The following is an 18335-nucleotide window of genomic DNA, read 5'->3' on the forward strand; positions in this document are numbered from 1 at the left end:
CCACCCCGCACCGTCAGCAGCCGCTGCAACCCGAGGAGTGTCATGCCCCGCCGTCTGTTCACTTCGGAGTCCGTCACCGAGGGCCATCCCGACAAGATGGCCGACCGGATCAGCGACACGGTCCTCGACGCGCTGCTGGCGCGTGACCCGCGCTCGCGCGTCGCCGTGGAGACCCTGATCACCACCGGCCAGGTGCATGTGGCCGGCGAGGTCACCACCCGGGCCTGGGCCGACGTGCCCGCCCTGGTCCGCGAGGCCGTGCTCGACATCGGCTACGACGCCTCCGCGAAGGGCTTCGACGGTGCCTCCTGCGGAGTGTCCGTCTCCATCGGCGCCCAATCCCCCGACATCGCGCGCGGTGTCGACGCGGACAGCGAGGATCTGCTGGCCGCCCAGGGCGCCGGTGACCAGGGCCTGATGTTCGGGTACGCGACCGACGAGACCCCGGAGCTGTTGCCGCTCCCGATCCGGCTCGCGCACCGGCTGGCCCAGCGGCTCACCGAGGTGCGCCGCTCCGGGAACATGCCGTACCTCAGGCCCGACGGGAAGACCCAGGTCACCGTGGAGTACGACGGGGACCGGGCGGTCCGGCTGGACACGGTGGTCGTGTCCGCGCAGCACGCGGCGGACGTCTCGCTGGAGGACCTGCTGGTGCCCGAGGTGCGCCGCAACGTGGTCGACGTGGAGCTGGGGCGACTGGCGGAGGAGGGGATCGAACTCGACACCGACGGCTGCCGGTTGCTGGTGAATCCCACCGGGCGCTTCCACATCGGCGGCCCGATGGGCGACGCCGGGCTGACCGGCCGGAAGATCATCATCGACACCTACGGCGGCATGGCCCGCCACGGGGGCGGCGCCTTCTCGGGCAAGGACCCGTCCAAGGTGGACCGCAGCGCCGCGTACGCGATGCGCTGGGTGGCCAAGAACGTCGTGGCCGCCGGTCTCGCCGGGCGCTGCGAGGTGCAGGTCGCGTACGCCATCGGGCGGGCCGAGCCGGTGGGCCTGTTCATCGAGACGTTCGGCACCCACCGGGTCGGCGTCGACGTGATCGGCAAGGCCATCGACGAGGTCTTCGACCTGCGCCCGGCGGCCATCATCCGCGACCTCGACCTGCTGCGGCCCATCTACGCCCGGACGGCGGCGTACGGGCATTTCGGCCGCGAGCTGCCGGACTTCACCTGGGAGCGCACGGACCGCGCGGAGGCACTGCGAGCGGTGGCGGGACTTTAGAGCTCCAACAGCTGCGCCCCGCCCAGGACTTGGGCGGGGCGCACTGCTGTGCCGGGATTCAGGCGGGCAGGGTGCGGGCGATCTCCGTGAGGGCGGCCTCGGCACGCTGGTGCAGGCCGCCGCCGAAGGTGACGCGGGCGGCGCCCAGCCGGCCCAGCTCCGCCGGGGCCGGCCCGTTCGGCAGGTACAGGGCGTTCAGCGGGGCCGGGACGGCCCCGGACAGCTCGGGCAGCAGCTCGGCCGGGGCCAGGATCGGATAGATCACGTCCGCCCCCGCCTCGGCGTACAGGCGGCCCCGGCCGATCGCCTCCTCCGCGTCGCTCGCGCCGTGCAGGAACGTGTCCACGCGGGCGTTGAGCACCACCCGGCCCTCGGCGGCCGCCACGAACTTCCCCAGCCAGTCGGCGTGTTCGTGGGCGTCCTTGAGCTTGCCGGAGCCGTGGTCGGTGTCCTCCAGATTGCAGCCGACCGCGCCCACGGCGAGCAGCCGCTCCACGATCCGGGCCGGGGCGAGCCCGTAGCCGTCCTCGATGTCGACGGTCACCGGGACGTCGACGGCGCGGATGATCCGGGCCAGCGCCTCGAACACCTCGTCCGCCGGGGCGGCTCCCCCGTCGTCGTACCCGAGCACGGCGGCGACAGCGGCGCTGGAGGTGGCCAGCACCGGGTGCCCGGCGTCCGCGAACACCCGGGCGCTGACCGCGTCCCACACATTGGGGATCACCAGCGGATCACCGGGTCCGGGCCGCCGATGCAGCGCACGGAACTCCTCGGTCCGGGTACGACTGGACACAGGTCGCCTCCTGAAGACGGTCACCACGAACGGGCAGCCGCCAGCGTAGGCAACCGAGGGTGCGTACGTCCCGTGGTGCCCTCAGCGTTTCAGCGCCCGGTCCACCAACGCCCCCGCCGCGCCCGTGTAATGGGCCGGGTCCAGCAGCTCGGCGAGCTCCGGGCCGTCCAGCACGTCCGCCAGTTCCGGCAGCGCCGCCAGCACTTCACCCAGCCGCACCCCCTCCCCCGCGGCCCGCCCCGACGCCTCGCTCAGCAGGCGCCGCGCCTCCGCCTTGCCCAGCCGGGGGGCCAGGACCGCGGCCACGCGCTCGGAGACGATCCGGCCGCCCGTCAGGGCGAGGTTGGCACGCATACGGCCGGGGTCGACCGTGAGGCCCCGCGCGAGGTCGAGCGCGGTGTGGGCGGCGCCGCCGGTCAGGCGGAGGGACTCGCGGAGCAGGGTCCATTCGGCGTGCCAGGCCCCGGCGGACCGTTCGTCCTCGGCGGTGAGGCACTGGGTCAACCCGGCGGACAGCACCGGCACTTGGAGGGCCGCCGAGCGGATCAGCGTGGCGAGGACCGGGTTGCGCTTGTGGGGCATGGCGGAGGAGGCGCCCCGGCCGGCCGGGGCGGGCTCGGCCACCTCGCCGACCTCGGTGCGGGCCAGTACCTGTACGTCCGCCGCGATCTTGCCGAGCGCGGCCGCCGTGTGGGCGAGCGCGGCGCCGAGGTCGGCCACCGGGGTGCGCAGCGCGTGCCAGGGCAGCACGGGCCGGGCGAGGCCGGTCTCGTCGGCGTAGGCGGCGGTGAGGGCGTCCAGGTAACCGCCGGTCTCGTCGGCGCCGGTGGCTCCGTCGAGGCGGGCGTACTCCAGGTAGCCGGCGAGGGTGCCCGCCGCGCCGCCGAGCGCGACCGGCAGGCCGTGGTCCAGGACGCGGCCGAGCCGGTCGGCGGAGTCGAGTACGAGCGAGCGCCAGCCCGCGGCCTTGAGCCCGAAGGTGGTGGGCACGGCGTGCAGGGCGAGCGTGCGCCCGGCCATGACGGTGTCCCGGTGCTCCCCGGCGAGACGGCCCAGTTCATCGGCGGTGGCGCGCAGGTCGGCGACGGTGAGGCGCAGCGCGCGGGCGGCCACCAGCATGGTGCCGGTGTCCAGGATGTCCTGGCTGGTGGAGCCCCGGTGGACGTACTCGGCGGCGGCCGGGTCGGCGGCCGCGACCACGGCGGTGAAGGCGCGGACCAGACCGACCACCGGGTTGGCGGTCTCGCGGGCCGCGAGGGCGAGCGCGCGGGCGTCCAGCCGCCGTGCGTCGGCGGCCTCGGTGATGACGGCGGCGGCCGACGCGGGTACGGCACCGAGCCGGGCCTGGGCCCGCGCCAGCGCGGCCTCGGCGTCCAGCATGGCCTGGAGCCACGCCGGGTCCCCGGTCGCCTCCTCCACGGGCACCCCGGCGCGCACCGGGGACAGCAGTCCGACGTCGGTGTTCACGCCGTCACCTCCGCCGGTCCGGCGGGCACCGGGGCGGGCAGGGACAGTACGGCGTGCGCGATGGCGTCGGAGTCCTCCAGCGTCACGGAGCCCACGCCGGGCCGGATGCCCGCCGCGGTGACCCAGTGCACGGCCTCGGTGGGGACGCCGTAGGCGAAGCGCCGGGGGTGGGCGCGGCCGGCGGCGTCGACGAGCCGGTAGGGGCGTGTCGACACGTCGAGGCCGCCGGTCTCGTACACCCCGCCGTGCGCGGTGGGTATCCGGTGCGGGCGGCACTGGCCGGTGCTCAGCAGGTGACGCAGCAGCGGGTCGGCGGTGCGCTGGAGGTCGGGTTCGGGGAGCCGGGCCTCGATGAGCGCGGCGAAGGGCGGGCCGACGGCCGCTCCGCCGAGGGCGCGGGCCACGAAGGCGGGGCCGTCGTCGGCGGTGTCCACCAGCAGGCCGGGCGGCAGGATCTCCACGATCCCGGCCTCGATGAGCGCGGTGAGTTCCTCGATGCGGGAGGCGGGCGGGCCGATGGAGAGGAAGGCGTTGAGCGGGGTGTACCAGGCGTGCAGCTGGTCGCGGTAGGAGGCGCCGTCGATGCCGTCGTGGTCGACGACGAGGCGGATCTCGTTGCGCAGGTCGCGCAGCACGTCCAGGGCGGCCTTCAGCGGGCCGGTGACGTTCCCCGCGCGGGCGTCGGCCACGTCCTGGCGCAGATGCCCGAGCAGCCAGGCGCGGTAGTCGTCCACGGAGCCGAACTCCCGCTCCCCGTACGGCCGGGCGATGCGCGCCCAGTCCCAGCGGTCGGCGGCGCCGATGCCGGCCTCGTCGAGGAAGGCGTCCTCCTCGCTCTCCGGGACGTGCGGGTAGGCGTCCGCGAAGGCGGTGGCGTCCTCACCGCGCGCGGTGAGCAGGGCCGCGTAGTAGACGCCCTGGACCTCGCGGGCGATCAGCGGCCACAGGTCGGCCCGGAAGCTCAACCGCTCGCCCCGCCGGGCGCGTTCGCGCAGGGCGGCGACCCTGTGCTGGTCCAGCAGCCGTGGCTCGTGGCGGCCGTGGGCGCCCTTCTGGTTCTCGCCGCGCGCGTGGTACGGCACTCCGCGCCGGGAGCCCGCGAACATGCGGGGTTCCTCGCCGGAGGGCCGGTAGACGAGCCGGCCGTCGGCCCGGGTGAAGGAGCCGCCCCGGCCGAGCGTGAAGAGGGCGAGGTAGTCGAAGAAGTTGAGGCCGAGCCCGCGCAGCAGCACCGGCTGCCCGGCGCCGATGCCCGAGAGGTCGTGGTCGGCGGGGTTGGCGGGCGGCAGATAGGTCAGCCCGCGCGTGGCGGCGAAGTCCGCGAACCGGCGTATCTCGTCGGTGGGCCGGTTCGGCAGGTGGCCGAGGGCGAGGACGACGGCGTCGAGCCCGGTCAGCCTGGTCCCGTCGGCCAGGAGCACGCTCTGCGGGCCGCCCGGCACGGGCCCGGTGTCGTCCAGGGCGACGGCGCGCGAGGCGTGCACCCGGACGGTGATGTGGGCCGGGGCGGTGGCGATCAGGAGGCGGAAGACCCAGCGCAGGTAGTGGCCGTAGAAGGCGCGGGTCGGGTAGGAGTCGGGGCCGAGGGCGCGGGCCTCGGCGGCGATCGCCTCGTCGGCGGTACCGGTGTGGGCGAGACGGCGTGCCCACTCGTACAGGCTGGGGCCGTCCTCCACCGGGCCGACGATGTCGACGCTGTGGTCGGTGAACACGGTGACCTGGGAGGCCACCGTGTTCATCAGCAGGTGCGGGGACTGCGCGGTGCGCCAGACCCGGCCCGGCCCCGGGGGCGAGGGGTCGACGAGGTGGACGGTGAGCCGTTCGCGCGAGGGCGACTTGCGTTCCTGGGCGAGCAGCCGCTCCAGGACGGACACGCCGCGGGGTCCCGCCCCGACGACGCAGATCTCCGAGGGTGTGCTGATCAAGGGGTCACTCTCCGCTGGACTGTGGAGTGGGCGTGTCCGGTCCGGGGACCGGACGGGGAGCGGGGCGGTGGGCGGCGGCCGGGGTGAGCCGGATGGAGACCTCCACCCCGGCGGCGACCGGCAGGGGCATGGAGAGGTAGTCCGCGCCGTCGCGCACCCGGTCGAGGTAGGGGCCGGTGGGGGCGGAGCCCAGCGCGAGCACGATGGTGCCGGGGCGCATCCGTCCCTCCAGCGCGGTGAGCGCGGGCAGGGTGAGGTCGGGTCGGCAGTCGAGCAGGGCGAGGTCGACCGGGGCGGGGGCGCGGCCGAGGTCGTGCAGGCCCGCGTGGCGGACCTCGGCCCAGGGGGCGAGGCCGGCGGCGGTGAGCCGGGCGCGGGTGTCGGCGGCGCGGTGGGCGTCGGGCACATGGCCGACGATGTGCCCGGTGCCGTTCGCCCTTGCTCCGGCGGCGAGTTGGTCGAGGGAGCCGTCGGCGGTGCCGTCGAAGGCGACCACGCAGTCCGCGCGCAGCGAGCGGACCAGGGAGTACAGCAGGCGGCCGATCTCCGGGGTCAGCGGTTCCCCGGCGCGGCGGGCGGGGTCCGGGCGGACGAGGTGCACGAACCCGTCGGCGTCGATGGCGGCCCGTACCCCGGTGTGCAGCCAGCCGTCGGCGGGATCGTCCGAGCCCAGGGAGACGGCCAACCCCTTGCCGCTGACCAGGAGTTCGCCGTCGGGGCCGATCTCGGCGCGGACGTGGGACAGGAGCCGGCCGGCCGTGCCGGACCTGCGGGCGGCCGGGGTGTTCCAGCTCACCGCGCCGGTGTTCCCGGCCAGCCCGTACCCGGCGTACACCGGCAGCCCGAGGCCCTCGCACTCGCGGAGCAGCGGGTGGGGCACCTCGGTGCCGCACCACAGCAGCGGTACGCCGGGGGTGCCGAAAAGGGCGGCCGGTACGGGCCTGCCCTCGCGGCGCGCGGTGCGGGCGGCGCCGATCAGCGCGGTCGCGGCGGGCGGGGTGACGGCGAGCGCGGTGGGCCGGACGGTGGCCGTCCAGTCCGGCAGGGCGGTGGCCGGTATGCCGCGCGGGGGCAGCAGCAGGCAGCCCCCGTCGGCGAGGGCCATCGGGGTGGCGGCCACCTGGTGGGCGAGGGCGCCCAGCGGGACGGTGACCGCGCAGCGGGCGAAGGCTCCGGCGGGCAACTCGGCGCGCAGCGCGTCGAGATGGGCGCCGACGGCGTGGGCGCGGATGCCGACCCGGCCGGCCCGGCCCGCCGAGGCGGGGAGGATCTTGCAGATCCAGTCCCGGTCGTCGTCGGGGACGCGGTAGGCGCCGGGCGCGGCGTCGGTGAGCGAGGCGAGGTCGACCGGGACGACCGGGCAGCCCTCGGGCAGGACGCGCCGGTCCGCCCAGGCGGCCAGCAGGGCCAGGCCGCGGGCGTCGGCGAGGACCGCGGAGGCGTCCGCGAGCAGGGCGGCCGCGGTGCGCGCGGAGGCGCCGGGCGGCACCGGGCAACCGGTCACCCGCAGGGCCAGCAGGGCGAGTTCGGCGACGACGGCCTCGGCGGTGTCGCCGCACAGGATGCCCACCCGGTGCCGGCGGCCGGGGTCCAGACGGTCCCCCAGGGCGCGGGCGGCGCGGGTGATCTCGCGGTAGGAGTGCACGACGGCGGTGCCGTCCTCGGCCGTCACCTCCACCAGCGGCCGGTCGCCGTCCTCGGCGTGTCTGCGCAGGACGGTCTCAACGGCCCTCACGCTCGGTTTCCTCCCGTCGGGCGCGCCGCCGGGCGCGGTGGTGACGTCCGCCGGTCAGGCGGCGGTGGGCTCCGGGCCGAACCGGTTCCAGCCGACGTCGTCGGACCCGAGCGGCGAAAAGCCGGTGCTGAAGCTGTTCATGTCTCCCCCTCTTCGGTAAAGGCATCGAAAATCAGGGTTCGGGGAATACGCGAGCACCTGAGGGGTTCGCGGAACGATCCTCCGACGGAACAACCGTCGCCCGTCGGCGAACGAACACAAAAGACCTAACATGCTTCGGGTCGGCGCAGTGCCGTGAAACGAAGGATTGAAATGGAAACAGCTCAGCGTAAATCGGGCACGGAAATGACCGGGACGCCTGACGAGGAGCACGGGCCCGGACCGCTCCAGGAGGCGATAGCCGCCTGCTCGGCCGGCCTCGCCGAGGACGTCCCGGACTACCGCACCACCATGCGCAACGTCGCCGAGGCCCTGAGCGGGCTCTCCCGCGCCGTCGCCGAGCAGGCCGACTGGGCGCCCCCGAAGCGGCCGGGCGCGTCCGGGGCCCGGCCGGACACCGGGGAAACCGGCGGTGCGAACTCCGCTTTCCGGTACCTGAACGGCCTTCCGGACATCAACCGGGCCATTCAGAATGAGTTGACGGGGGCCCGCGAGGAGATCCTCACCGCCCAGCCGGACGGCTCGCGCCCGCCCTCGGTGCTGCGCGACGCGCTCGCCTCGGTGCGCCGGCAGCTCGCCGCCGGGGTGGCCATGCGGACGCTCTACCAGCACAGCACGCGGTTCGACGAGCCGACCAAGCAATACGTCAAGGTGGTGACCGAGTTCGGTGTCCAGGTGCGCACACTGCCGGAGTTCTTCGAGCGGCTCATCATCATCGACCGGTCGGCGGCGTTCCTCCCGGGCAGCCGGGACCGGCAGACCGCGGTGCTGGTCCGGGAGCCGGCCGTGGTCGGTTTCCTCACGGACGTGTTCACCCGGCAGTGGGACCGCGCCGAACCCTTTCCCTTCGTCCCGGTGCGCGCCGCGGAGGCCGCCGGAGAAGTGATCCCGGACATGCGGGAATCGATCCGGAAACTCCTGATCGAGGGCCGCTCGGACAAAGAGATCGCCCGGCGTCTGGGATTGAGCCTGCGTTCGCTGCAAAGCCATGTGGCGCGTCTGAAAGAGGATTACGGCGCGCAGCACCGGCTTCAGCTCGGATATCTCATGGCATTGAGCGATCATTCCCCGGCCGGCCCGGATTCCGGTAATCCCCCGCGCCTTCGAGCGACCCCAGGAGAAACGCGTCCATGACCCGTCACGCGCTGGCCGCGAACGAGAACCCCTACCCGCCGCTGCCCTCGGTGCGGACCGTGATCGCGGAGGCGGCCGGCGGCCTCAACCGCTACCCCGACCGCACGGTGACCGGTCTGGTCGACGCCCTCGCCGCCCGTCACGGGGTGCCGCGCTCGCACATCGTGACCGGCGCCGGCTCGGTGGGCGTCACCCATCACCTGCTGCACGCGGTGGTCCGTGACGGCGACGAAGTGCTGTACGCCTGGCCCTCGTTCGAGGCGTACCCGCACCTCACCGGGATCTGCCGGGGCACCTCGGTCCGGGTGCCGCTGCGCGCGGAGCGGCACGACCTGGCGGCGATGGCCGACGCGGTCACCCCGCGCACCGCCCTGGCCGTCGTCTGCAACCCCAACAACCCCACCGGCACCGCCGTCACCCGCGCCGAGCTGGAAGCCTTCCTGGACCGGGTCCCGGAGCACGTCCCCGTGCTGCTGGACGAGGCGTACCGGGAGTTCGTGCGCGACCCGGAGGTCCCGGACGGCATCGAGCTGTACCGGACCCGGCCGAACCTGATCGTGCTGCGGACCTTCTCCAAGGCGTACGGCCTGGCCGCGCTGCGGGTCGGTTACGCGGTGGCGCACGAGGAGGTGGCCGCCAGGATCAGGCACACCGTGGTGCCGTTCGGGGTGAACGCGCTCGCCCAGTCCGCCGCCCTGGCCTCGCTGGCGGCGGAGGACGAGCTGCTGGAGCGGGTGGAAGCCGTGGTCAAGGAGCGCGACCGGCTGACCAGCGCGCTGCGGCCGGTCCTGCCGGTGACCGCGTCGGAGGCCAACTTCCTCTGGCTGCCGCTCGGCGAGCGCACGACGGCGTTCGCCGAGGCGTGCGCACGGGCCGGGGTCGCCGTACGCGCCTTCTCCGGCGAGGGCGTGCGCGTCACGGTCGGCACCCCGGAGGCGAACGACGCCGTGCTGCTGGTGGCCGCGGCGCTCGCCTGAGGCTCAGTCCCGTACCGGCGCCGACTCCCGCATCTCCGACGGGCGTTGTGCCTCCGCCCACCGTACGGCGGGTTCCATGGCGAGGCCCGCCGCCAGGAACAGCGCGCCCACGACCAGCCAGCCGCCGGTGCCCCAGGACAGGATGAGCGTGGTCAGCAGCAGCGGGCCGATGAGCCGCGCGACGGCCGTCCCGGCGCCGTAGAAGCCCTGGTACTGGCCCTGCTTGTCGGCCGGGGCGAGGGCGAAGCCGATCTCCCAGGAGCCGGAGCCGAGCAGCATCTCGCCGAAGACCTGCACACAGGCGGCGAGCAGCAGCACCAGGACCGGCAGCCACGCCGAGGTGCCGGCCGCCGACACCGCGAAGCAGCCGCAGGCCAGCAGCAGCACGATCCCCGCCTGCCGTACGGCGCGCGCGGCCGACCGCAGTCCAGTGACCCGCGCGGCCATCCGGACCTGGAACAGCACCACGCTGAGCGTGTTGAGCACCAGCAGCGCCGACACCGTCCAGCCGGGCGCCCCGGTGCGCTGCACGATCCACAGCGGCAGCACCACGCTGAGCAGCGGCATGTACAGCAGCATGACCATGTTCAGCAGCGAGACCAGCGCGTACGGCCGGTCCCGGAGCACGGTGAGGGCGCGCCCGGCGGGCCGGTCGGCCGAGGGGAGCTGTTTCGCGGGCGCGGGCAGCCGGCCCAGGACCCAGGCGGCCAGGACGAAGGTGACCGCGTCCATCACCAGCGCCGTGAGGTAGGCCGCCTCGTTGTCGAGCTGGAGGGCGATGCCGCCGAGCGCCGCGCCGAGGGCCAGCCCGGCGTTGACGGTGGACTGGAGGTAGGCCCGCGTCTCGGTGCGCCGGGCGGGCTCGACCAGACCGGCCAGCAGGGCCTGCCGGGCGGCGGCCAGACCGCACTGGCAGCAGGTGTAGAGGCACACGGCGGCGAGGAACGCCGGGTAGGTCCGTACGAAGAGCAGCGAGGCGATGGCGGCGCCGGTGGCCAGCGACATCAGGATGGCGATCCCGCGCGGTCCGCGCCGGTCGGCGAGATGACCGAGCGGCACGCCGACGACGGCGCCGAGTGCCCAGCCGATGGTGAGCGCGGCGCCGATCTGGGTCGGGGACAGCCCGATGACCCGGCTGAAGTACAGCACCGAACACACGTAATAGGCGCCGTCGCCCACGGAGTTGGTGAGCTGTGCCAGGGCCAGGGTCCTGGGCGGCCCCGGTGGGGGGACGATCCGGCTGACGCGCATTCAGTTCCTTCCGTACGAGCCCGTGCTGGGAGGAGTCTTTCCGGCTCACGGTGGGGCGCGCCACCGGAAAGGACCGTTCCGGTCAGGGCACTTGAGGGGTCACGGAGAAGCGCAGCGTCTCGCGGACGAACTTGACGGCGTCCTCCCGCTCGGTGGGCGACCCGGCGTCGACGAGCACGTGTCCGAGCCGCCGGCCGGACGAGGTGAGGGGGCCCACCGTGTCCCCCACTCCCTTGCGGGGCCGTACCCGGACGACGGCCGGGTGGGCCCGCACCTCGTCCAGTCCCTCGATCCCGGTGATGGTGCCGGGGGCGGCGGTGAGGAAGACGGTGGCCGCGTGGGACACCGGGCGCTCGGGCAGGGCGGGCAGGGGCAGGCCGACCGCCAGCAGCACCATGGCCTCGTACAGGTCGAAGCCGAAGGTCAGGCCGATCGCGTCGGGCAGGTAGTCGCCGGGGGTGCGGACCGCGACCTCCATCAGCACCGGGCCCGTGGCGCTCAGCCGGAACTCCAGGTGCACCAGTCCGGTGTCCATGCCGAGGGCGCGGAGCACACCGGAGGTCAGTTCCCGTACCTGAGAAGCCGGTTCGGGGCCGAGGTCGTGGCCGCAGCGGTGGACCAGTTCCACGAAGTACGGCGGCGGGGTGGTCTCCTTGGCGGTGACGTTCTCGAAGAGCACCTCGCCCTCGCGGACCAGGGCCTCCCAGCTGAACTCGGGTCCCTCCACAGCCGTTTCGACGAGCAGCTGTCCCTCCCCGTCACGACGGGCGACGACCTCCCCGACCTCCTCCGGGGTGCGGATCAGCTCGACACCCTGACTGCCGGACAGGCTCAGGGGTTTGACCACCACGGGGAGGTGCTGGAGCATCCAGTCACGGGCCTCGCCGAGCCGGGCCACGTGCAGATGTTCCGGCTGGGCGACACCGTGCGCGCCGAACAGGGCCCGTTGGAGGGCCTTGTTGCGGGAGACGACCGCCGCGTGCAGCGAGGGTCCGCGCAGTCCGTGCCGCTGCTGGGCGAGGGCGGCCGCGACGACCTGGGGCTCGGCGAAGCCGATCAGACCGTCCGGCACCCGCTCGGCCACGGCGGCCGCGACCGCGCCGGCCCAGGTCTCCTCGTGGCCGCCGGGCACCCGGTAGAAGCGTTCCGCCAGGTCGGTGGGGCGGTTGTCCCAGGTCGCAGCGGACTCCAGCGCGCGGGCCCGTACGCCGAGCCGGGCGGCGGCCTCCAGGTAGGGGCGGCCCATGGTGCCGACGCCGGCCAGCAGCAGTTCCCTCGGCGCGGTCATGACGCGGTCCTCTCCACGGGGGCCGCCACGTCGGCGGGCGGCGGGGTGCTCAGCAGACGGGTGACGGGGGTGACGAGCAGCGCGGCCAGGGCGAACGCCGCCGCGAGGCCGACCCAGCCGAGCGGGCCCCCGGCGATCACGACGGAGGTGATCAGCGCGGGGCCCACGATGCGCTGGCCGGTGCCGCCGAGGCTGAACACCGAGAGATAGACGCCCTTCTGGTCCTCGGGGGCGCACTCGTAGCTCAGTTCCCAGCCGCCGGTGGCCTGCCACATCTCCCCGAAGGTCAGCAGCACACAGGCCACCCCGAGCACGGCGGCCGCCGCCCAGGCGGAGCCGGGGGCGCCGGACACCGCCAGGGCGGCACAGCACAGGGTCATCGCCAGCCCGCCGAGCCGCAGCGAGCGGGCCGCGCCCTGCGGGCGTTCCGCGATCCGGGCGACGGGGACCTGGAGCACGATCGACAGCAGGGTGTTGACCAGCACCAGGAAGGGCAGCGCCCCGGCGGGCATCTCGGTGGCCTGGAGCGCCCACAGCGGCAGGCCCACCGAAAGGATCGTGACGTGCAGGTTGAGGAAGCCGTTGAGGACGGTCAGCAGCCCGTACCGCCAGTCCCGGAAGCGCCGGACCGCGTCCAGCGGGCCCACCTTGCGCTGGACGGTGTCGGCGCCGTCCAGCCGGAGCCGGGTCAGCATGAGCGCCGAGAGGACGAAGGCGGCGGCGGTGCCCAGCACGATCGCCCGGTACGGCCAGACGCTGTCGGCGGTGAGCAGGGGCGCGGCGAGCAGCGCGCCGACGGAGAAGCCGGCGTTGCGCACGGTGCGGATGATGGCCATGGTGCGGGTGCGGTCGGTGCCCGCGACCGTCGCGGACGCCACCGCCTGGGTCATGGGCTGGGTGGCCGCCTCGGCGGCGGCCAGCGCGCAGGAGACGAGGGTGAAGCCGAGCAGCCCGTGCACCAGGCACAGCAGCGCGAACCCGCTCGCGCGCCACACCTGGAGGGCGATCAGGGTGCGCCGGGCGCCGAACCGGTCCCCCGCCGCGCCGATCGGCACTGTGGTCAGGAAGCCGACGACGCCGGAGACGGCGAGCCCGGTTCCGACCTCGGCCGGAGTCAGTCCCACCGAACGGACGAAGAACACCGCCGACGCGGCCAGATAGAGCCCGGTACCGATCGCGTTGACCAGCGAAATGACCGCGAAGGCACGCCCGTTGGGGGTGGCGGGGACGTAGGCGCGCCAGAAGGAGCGGCTCATCCCGCCTCCCCCGGTGCGGCCTCGGTGGCGATGTCGATCAGCGCGGCCGCCCGCTCGGCGAGCCGGCCCGCGGCCTCCGGTCCCTCCTCGGCGGTGGCGATGACGAACCCGGCACGCTCCCACGAGCTGGTGACGGGCCGCACCACGGCTCCCGGCTCGACGGCGAGGTGCACCGCGTGCACCCCCTCCGCCTCCCGCGCCCGGTCGGCGCCGGAGACCCGCGCGACCCGGCCGGGCGGCGGGGTGAGGAAGCGTACGGCGGCGCCCTTGAGGGCGGGCCGGGGCTCCACGGGCCCGCGCCCCTCCAGCACCCGCAGCAGGCAGCTGAGGATGTCGGTGCCGTACGCCTCGTCGATGAGGACGGTGATCCCGCCGCCCGGCATCCGCCCGGCGCACTCGATCAGGTGCGGGCGTCCGTCCGGTCCGGCGAGCAGCCACTCGGAGTGCAGGATGCCGGAGCGGAAGCCGGTGCTCTGGGCGAGCCGCACCAGGGACCGGCGCAGTTCGGCCTCGGTGTCCCCGGGCAGCGGGGCGGGCACGGTGTGGCCGGTCTCCACCGGGTGCCGGGAGTCCCGGACGGTCTTGGCGGTGACGTTGAGGAAGCCGACGACGCCTTCGTGGACGACGGCCTCCACGCTCACCTCCGGCCCGTGCAGGCGCTGTTCGACCAGATAGCGGGCGGGTTCCCGGCGGCGGGCGCGCAGGGTCGGCTCGTCGGCGCCGGTGGTGTGGGCCCAGGCGGCGGCCACGTCGTCGTCGGGGCCGAGGAGCTGGACGCCGAGGCTGGCCTGGCGGCCGGCGGGCTTGAGGACGGCTTCTCCGCCGTGGGCGGCGCGGAAGGCGGCGACCGTCTCGGGGCCGGTGGCCGGCGCCCAGTCGGGCTGCGGGGTGTCCGTGCTGGTCAGCGCGGCCCGCAGCAGGCCCTTGTCGCGCAGCAGCTGGGCGGCCTTGACGCCCGCGCCGGGCAGCCCCCACTCCTCGGCGAGCGCGGCGGCGGTCACCACCGCGTACTCGACCACGGGCACGACCGCGCGGACCTGCGGGGGGCGGGGTACGGCCCGCACGAGGCGCTCGGGGTGTGCCTCGTCCTGGGTGGGCGCGGGCAGCAGCGCGGCGACACAGGCGTGGCGGTCGGAGAGCCCGGCGAGCCCGCGTGCCTCGATGACGTCGGGCTCCTCCAGCACCAGCACCGAGCCGACCGGGAGGAGACCGTCGAGCTTGCCGAGCATGACGGGGCTGTAGCCGACGAGCACATGGGTGACGGACGCCTCCGGGAGCGCCTCGGGGCCGGTGTCGACGGTGATCGCCGCGCGCACCTCGGCCTCCAGCGCGTCGAGTCCGGCGACGGTCGGGGCGTCGATGAGGAAGGACACCGCGCGGTCCTCGGAGCTGTGCAGCTCGCCCAGGCGGGCGCCCCGGTCCTGGTGGACGAGTACCGCGCGCAGGGCCGGCGGGGCGTCCGGCGGGCCGGGCTCCAGGTGCGGCCAGAGTCCGCGTTCGCCGACCCAGGCGGGCGCGACCCCGAAGCCGTCCACGGCCACGTCCCGCAGGATGCCCGGGGTGTGCTCCAGGTAGACCTGGCGGGCGAAGCGGGTGGGCGCCGGGTAGGTGACGGGTTCGCCGAGCGCGATCCGGATGATCTGCCGCTCCAGCGAGGCGCCGGTGGCCAGTTCGTAGAGCACGCACAGCCCGTCGCCGGGCGGCCGCGCGGCGACCTCCATCAGGACGGGCCGTCCCTCGGCGTCGATCCGCCACTCGGCGTGGGCGACGCCGTCGCGGAAGCCGAGGGTGTCCAGGACGCTCGCGTTGGCGCTGAGCAGCGTCCCGGCGTCGTCGGGGCGGTCGCCGGGCACGGTGTGGGACAGCTCGACGAAGGTGGGGGCGTGGCTGTCGGTGGTGTCCTTGCGGGTGACGGAGGCGAACACGATCCGGCCGCCCTGGACGAGGGACTCGACGGAGAACTCCTGCCCGGCGACCTTCTCCTCGACGAGCACCGTCTCGTGCGCCGGGTGCCCGGCGAGCAGCTCACGCAGCCGGGCGGGCCCGTCGACGCTCTCCACCCCGGAACTGGAGTGCCGCCCGGCCGGCTTGAACACCACCGGGTAGGCCAGCGAGGCCACGTCGACCCGGTCGCGCTCGCCGGGCGGTACGACGACGACGGCCGGGCTGTACTCGGGCAGGTACCAGCGCTGGAGGTACTTGCTGCGGCAGGCGCGGCTCGCGCGCAGGCCGGGGCCCGGCACCCCGAGGGCGTCGGCGAGCAGCCCGACCGGTTCGACCTGGGTCTCGCCCACGGCGCAGGCGCCGACGATGTCGTACTCCTCGCGCCAGCGCAGGGCGGCGGCCACCGCGCCGGGGAGGAAGGAGTTGTCGCGGCCGGGGTCGCCGTCGACGAACGCGAAGTCGTGGATGCCGGCGGCCGGATGGGCCGGGTCGGCCGCGCTCGCCAGTGCCTCGTCGCGGGCGCCTGCGGGGGTGATGAGGAGGATCTTCAGGCCGCGCCGGGCGAGTTCGTCCAGGTACGCCGGTGACCGGCACACCACCAGGAACGATCCCGCCAGTACGAAGGCGGGCGGGCGCTGTTCTCTTCTCTGCGGCTCGTCCATCTCCCGTTCCCCCCGAGTGTCGTTGCCGATGTCGATGGTGCGCGGCGGCCGGGCCGCTCCCCTGTCGGCGGGAGGCGGCCCGGTCGCCGGTGGGGCGTGTCTCAGTCGAAGCGGAGACTGCCCGTCCGGGTCCTCTTCAGCTCGAAGAAGTCCGGGTAGTTGGCCAGTGCGCGGGCTCCGTCGAAGATCCGGGCGGCTTCCTCGCCGCGCGGGACGGAGTTGAGCACCGGGCCGAAGAAGGCGACGCCGTCGATGTGGATGGTGGGGGTGCCCACGTCCTCGCCGACCGGGTCCATGCCTTCGTGGTGGCTCTTGCGCAGTTCCTCGTCGTAGGTGTCGGTGTCGGCGGCGGCCAGCAGCGAGTCGGGCAGGCCGCGGGCGGCGAGGGCCTCGGCGGCGGCGGCGAGGTAGTCCTTGTTCCCGCCGTTGTGGATGCGGGTGCCCAACTCCTCGTACAGGCCGGGCAGTACCTCGTCGCCGTGGTGGTGCGCGGCGGCGGTGACGACCCGGATCAGGGCGAGGGAGTTGTCGACCAGTTCGCGGTACCAGTCGGGCAGTTCACGGCCCTCGTTGAGGACGTACAGGCTCATCAGCTTGAAGTCGAGGTCCAGTTGACGGTGCTGCTGGACCTCGAGAATCCAGCGGGAGGTGATCCAGGCGAAGGGGCACGCCGGGTCGAAGTAGAAGTCGACCTTGGCGGTGTCCGTACCGGCGCCGGAGGCCGGCGCGGTGGCGGGCGTGTCTGCGGTCATGCGGTGGGCTCCTCGTGGACTGCGACGAGCACGCCGTCGCGGTCACGGACGTAGGCGGTCAGCTCGGCGTACTGCTCGCGCAGTTGCCGCTTGAGGACCTTACCGGTGACACCCACGGGCAGACCGGTCTCTTCCGGGACGATCTCCAGCAGGCCGAGCACCGGGTGACCGGCGGCCCGCAGCGCCTCGTTGGCCTGGCTGAGCAGCTTCTCCGGGTCGGGGTCGGCGACCGACGGGCCGACGGTGACGACGGCGACCGGCACCGTCCGCCCGTCGCGGCGCCCGGCGACCACGGCGACGTCGCCGGTGTCGGGGACGTCGTTGAGGATGACCTCCTCCATGAACACCGAGTAGCCGGTGCCCTGTTCGGTCTCGATGGCGTCGGCGGCGCGGTCGACGAGGAAGAAGTCGCCGTTGCCGTCGCGGTAGGCCATGTCGCCGGGCAGCCAGTAGCCGGACAGCTTGAAGCGGTAGGTGAGGTCGGAGTCACCCCAGTAACCGGGCGTGATGGCAGGGCCCTTGGCGCCGAGGAAGCCGACCTCGCCGTCGTCGGCGTGGCTGCCGTCCTTGCGCAGGATGGCGACCTCGGCGACACCGACCGGCTTGCCCGCGCAGCGGTCGTGGCGCTCACTGTCCAGGGTGCGGGCCTTGAGCAGCACGCCCCAGCCCAGTTCGGTGGTGCCGAGCCGGTCCAGGAAGGCGGCGGGCTCCAGGCCGGGGCTGCGCATGGAGAGCACCTTGGTGATGTGGGCCTGGTGCACGGCGTCCCCGATGGACACCCACGCCTGCACGGAGTCCAGCGCGCCCGCCTCCGGCTCGGTGTTGGCCAGTTCGGCGTAGGCGTGCGCGAACGACATCACGGAGGTGGGCCGGTACTTGCCGACGGCGGCGGCGAGTCCGGGGCCGCTGCGGTCGCTGAGCGCGACGATCGGGGTGCCGCCGAGGACCGCGTAGACGGTGTACGCGATGCAGCCCAGGTGGGACTGGGGCAGCGCGGTCATCATCAGGGCGCCGGGGTGTTCGGTGTGGTCGACCAGGCGGAACTTGGGCCCCGAGACGATGGACTTGTGGGTGTGGATGGTGGGCTTGGGGCGGCCGGTGGTGCCGGAGGAGTGCAGGATCGTCACCGGGTCGTCGTCGTGGTGGTGCCAGTAGGCGGAGTCCGGGAGCGGCGCGGCCGGCGGGGCGGGGAGTTCCTCGACGGACACGGCGAAGCGCAGTCCGAGGCCGTCCACGGCGGAGCCGAGCCGGTCCAGGCGCTCCTGGTCGGCGTAGAGGCCGACGGGCGCGGTCTGCTCGATGAGCGAGGTGGCGATGGCCTGCGGGGCGTTGGAGTTGATCAGCAGGGCGACCGCGCCGATCTGGGCGAGGGCGTAGAAGTGCAGCGAGTAGGCGAGGGAGTCCTCGAACCAGACGGCGACCCGGTCGCGGAGGCCCACGCCCTGCGCGAGGTACCAGGCGGACCAGCTCTGGGCCAGCGCGTCGAACTCGATGAGGCTGAACTCCTCGCGCTCCTCCCCCGACGGCAGGGGTATCGGCCGGCTGGAGCGCAGGAACGGCAGGTCGGGGTGGGGGCTGGCGGCCAGCGCCGCCCGCAGCAGGTTGCCGCCGCCGATGGCGGGGTCGGCGGCGAGCGCGGTCCGCTGCTCGGGGGTCAGGACGGTCGGGGCGAACGTGGTCATGGACAACCTCTCGGACAGGGTTCGGGCAGGGTGCGGCGAGGTCTTCGCCGCCGGTGCCGTGCGGCCGCGTACTTCTCAGG

The 18335-nt window shown here is 74.3% G+C and carries 12 protein-coding genes and 1 pseudogene; 3 read left to right on the top strand and 10 right to left on the bottom strand.

Features of this window, described 5'->3' with window-relative positions:
* Positions 1-42: 42 nt before the first annotated feature.
* Positions 43-1230, top strand: coding sequence for a methionine adenosyltransferase (metK, locus tag D0Z67_RS01780; RefSeq protein WP_031180445.1), 1188 nt, complete (start codon positions 43-45; stop codon positions 1228-1230).
* Between the two features lie 58 nt (positions 1231-1288).
* Here metK and D0Z67_RS01785 read toward each other — a convergent pair whose 3' ends face one another.
* The 4 genes from D0Z67_RS01785 to D0Z67_RS01800 form a co-directional block, all read right to left on the bottom strand.
* Positions 1289-2023 (bottom strand): isocitrate lyase/PEP mutase family protein, encoded by a 735-nt coding sequence (locus D0Z67_RS01785; protein WP_031180444.1) that lies wholly within the window; start codon positions 2021-2023, stop codon positions 1289-1291.
* A gap of 81 nt (positions 2024-2104) precedes the next feature.
* Complete coding sequence (locus D0Z67_RS01790; protein ID WP_031180443.1) at positions 2105-3490, bottom strand: nitrosuccinate lyase; 1386 nt, start codon at positions 3488-3490, stop codon at positions 2105-2107.
* A complete protein-coding gene (locus D0Z67_RS01795) occupies positions 3487-5412 on the bottom strand; it encodes an FAD/NAD(P)-binding protein (protein WP_031180442.1) in 1926 nt (641 codons plus the stop codon). Before D0Z67_RS01795 ends, D0Z67_RS01790 begins: the two co-directional genes overlap by 4 nt.
* A gap of 7 nt (positions 5413-5419) precedes the next feature.
* Positions 5420-7150 (bottom strand): AMP-binding protein, encoded by a 1731-nt coding sequence (locus D0Z67_RS01800; protein ID WP_051887548.1) that lies wholly within the window; start codon positions 7148-7150, stop codon positions 5420-5422.
* A 312-nt stretch (positions 7151-7462) separates the two neighbouring features.
* Between D0Z67_RS01800 and D0Z67_RS01805 the strand changes: the two genes are divergently transcribed.
* Positions 7463-8443: a hypothetical protein gene (locus D0Z67_RS01805; RefSeq protein WP_131589609.1), complete on the top strand. Its 981-nt coding sequence runs from the start codon at positions 7463-7465 to the stop codon at positions 8441-8443.
* Positions 8422-9420 (top strand): annotated as a pseudogene (locus tag D0Z67_RS01810) (histidinol-phosphate transaminase); the annotation flags it as partial. The gene D0Z67_RS01805 and the pseudogene D0Z67_RS01810, both read left to right, overlap by 22 nt.
* A 3-nt stretch (positions 9421-9423) precedes the next feature.
* Here D0Z67_RS01810 and D0Z67_RS01815 read toward each other — a convergent pair.
* The 6 genes from D0Z67_RS01815 to D0Z67_RS01845 form a co-directional block, all read right to left on the bottom strand.
* Positions 9424-10671: an MFS transporter gene (locus tag D0Z67_RS01815; protein ID WP_031180438.1), complete on the bottom strand. Its 1248-nt coding sequence runs from the start codon at positions 10669-10671 to the stop codon at positions 9424-9426.
* Positions 10672-10753: 82 nt separating this feature from the next.
* Complete coding sequence (locus D0Z67_RS01820; RefSeq protein WP_031180437.1) at positions 10754-11959, bottom strand: ATP-grasp domain-containing protein; 1206 nt, start codon at positions 11957-11959, stop codon at positions 10754-10756.
* Positions 11956-13215 (bottom strand): MFS transporter, encoded by a 1260-nt coding sequence (locus D0Z67_RS01825; protein WP_031180436.1) that lies wholly within the window; start codon positions 13213-13215, stop codon positions 11956-11958. The genes D0Z67_RS01820 and D0Z67_RS01825 overlap by 4 nt, the downstream gene beginning before the upstream one ends.
* A complete protein-coding gene (locus tag D0Z67_RS30060) occupies positions 13212-15821 on the bottom strand; it encodes an ATP-grasp domain-containing protein (protein WP_078873169.1) in 2610 nt (869 codons plus the stop codon). The genes D0Z67_RS01825 and D0Z67_RS30060 overlap by 4 nt, the downstream gene beginning before the upstream one ends.
* Positions 15822-15922: 101 nt before the next feature.
* Positions 15923-16573, bottom strand: coding sequence for a mycothiol-dependent nitroreductase Rv2466c family protein (locus tag D0Z67_RS01840; RefSeq protein ID WP_031180434.1), 651 nt, complete (start codon positions 16571-16573; stop codon positions 15923-15925).
* Positions 16570-18255, bottom strand: coding sequence for a class I adenylate-forming enzyme family protein (locus D0Z67_RS01845; RefSeq protein WP_031180433.1), 1686 nt, complete (start codon positions 18253-18255; stop codon positions 16570-16572). Before D0Z67_RS01845 ends, D0Z67_RS01840 begins: the two co-directional genes overlap by 4 nt.
* Between the last annotated feature and the right edge of the window lie 80 nt (positions 18256-18335).

The organism is Streptomyces seoulensis, assembly GCF_004328625.1.
In the GTDB taxonomy this organism is placed as follows: domain Bacteria; phylum Actinomycetota; class Actinomycetes; order Streptomycetales; family Streptomycetaceae; genus Streptomyces; species Streptomyces seoulensis.

Coding starts and splice junctions, on each gene's coding strand:
- metK (WP_031180445.1), top strand. CDS start 43: ATGCCCCGCCGTCTGTTCACTTCGGAGTCCGTCACCGAGGGCCATCCC.
- D0Z67_RS01805 (WP_131589609.1), top strand. CDS start 7,463: ATGGAAACAGCTCAGCGTAAATCGGGCACGGAAATGACCGGGACGCCT.
- D0Z67_RS01815 (WP_031180438.1), bottom strand. CDS start 10,671: ATGCGCGTCAGCCGGATCGTCCCCCCACCGGGGCCGCCCAGGACCCTG.
- D0Z67_RS01820 (WP_031180437.1), bottom strand. CDS start 11,959: ATGACCGCGCCGAGGGAACTGCTGCTGGCCGGCGTCGGCACCATGGGC.
- D0Z67_RS01825 (WP_031180436.1), bottom strand. CDS start 13,215: ATGAGCCGCTCCTTCTGGCGCGCCTACGTCCCCGCCACCCCCAACGGG.
- D0Z67_RS30060 (WP_078873169.1), bottom strand. CDS start 15,821: ATGGACGAGCCGCAGAGAAGAGAACAGCGCCCGCCCGCCTTCGTACTG.
- D0Z67_RS01840 (WP_031180434.1), bottom strand. CDS start 16,573: ATGACCGCAGACACGCCCGCCACCGCGCCGGCCTCCGGCGCCGGTACG.
- D0Z67_RS01845 (WP_031180433.1), bottom strand. CDS start 18,255: ATGACCACGTTCGCCCCGACCGTCCTGACCCCCGAGCAGCGGACCGCG.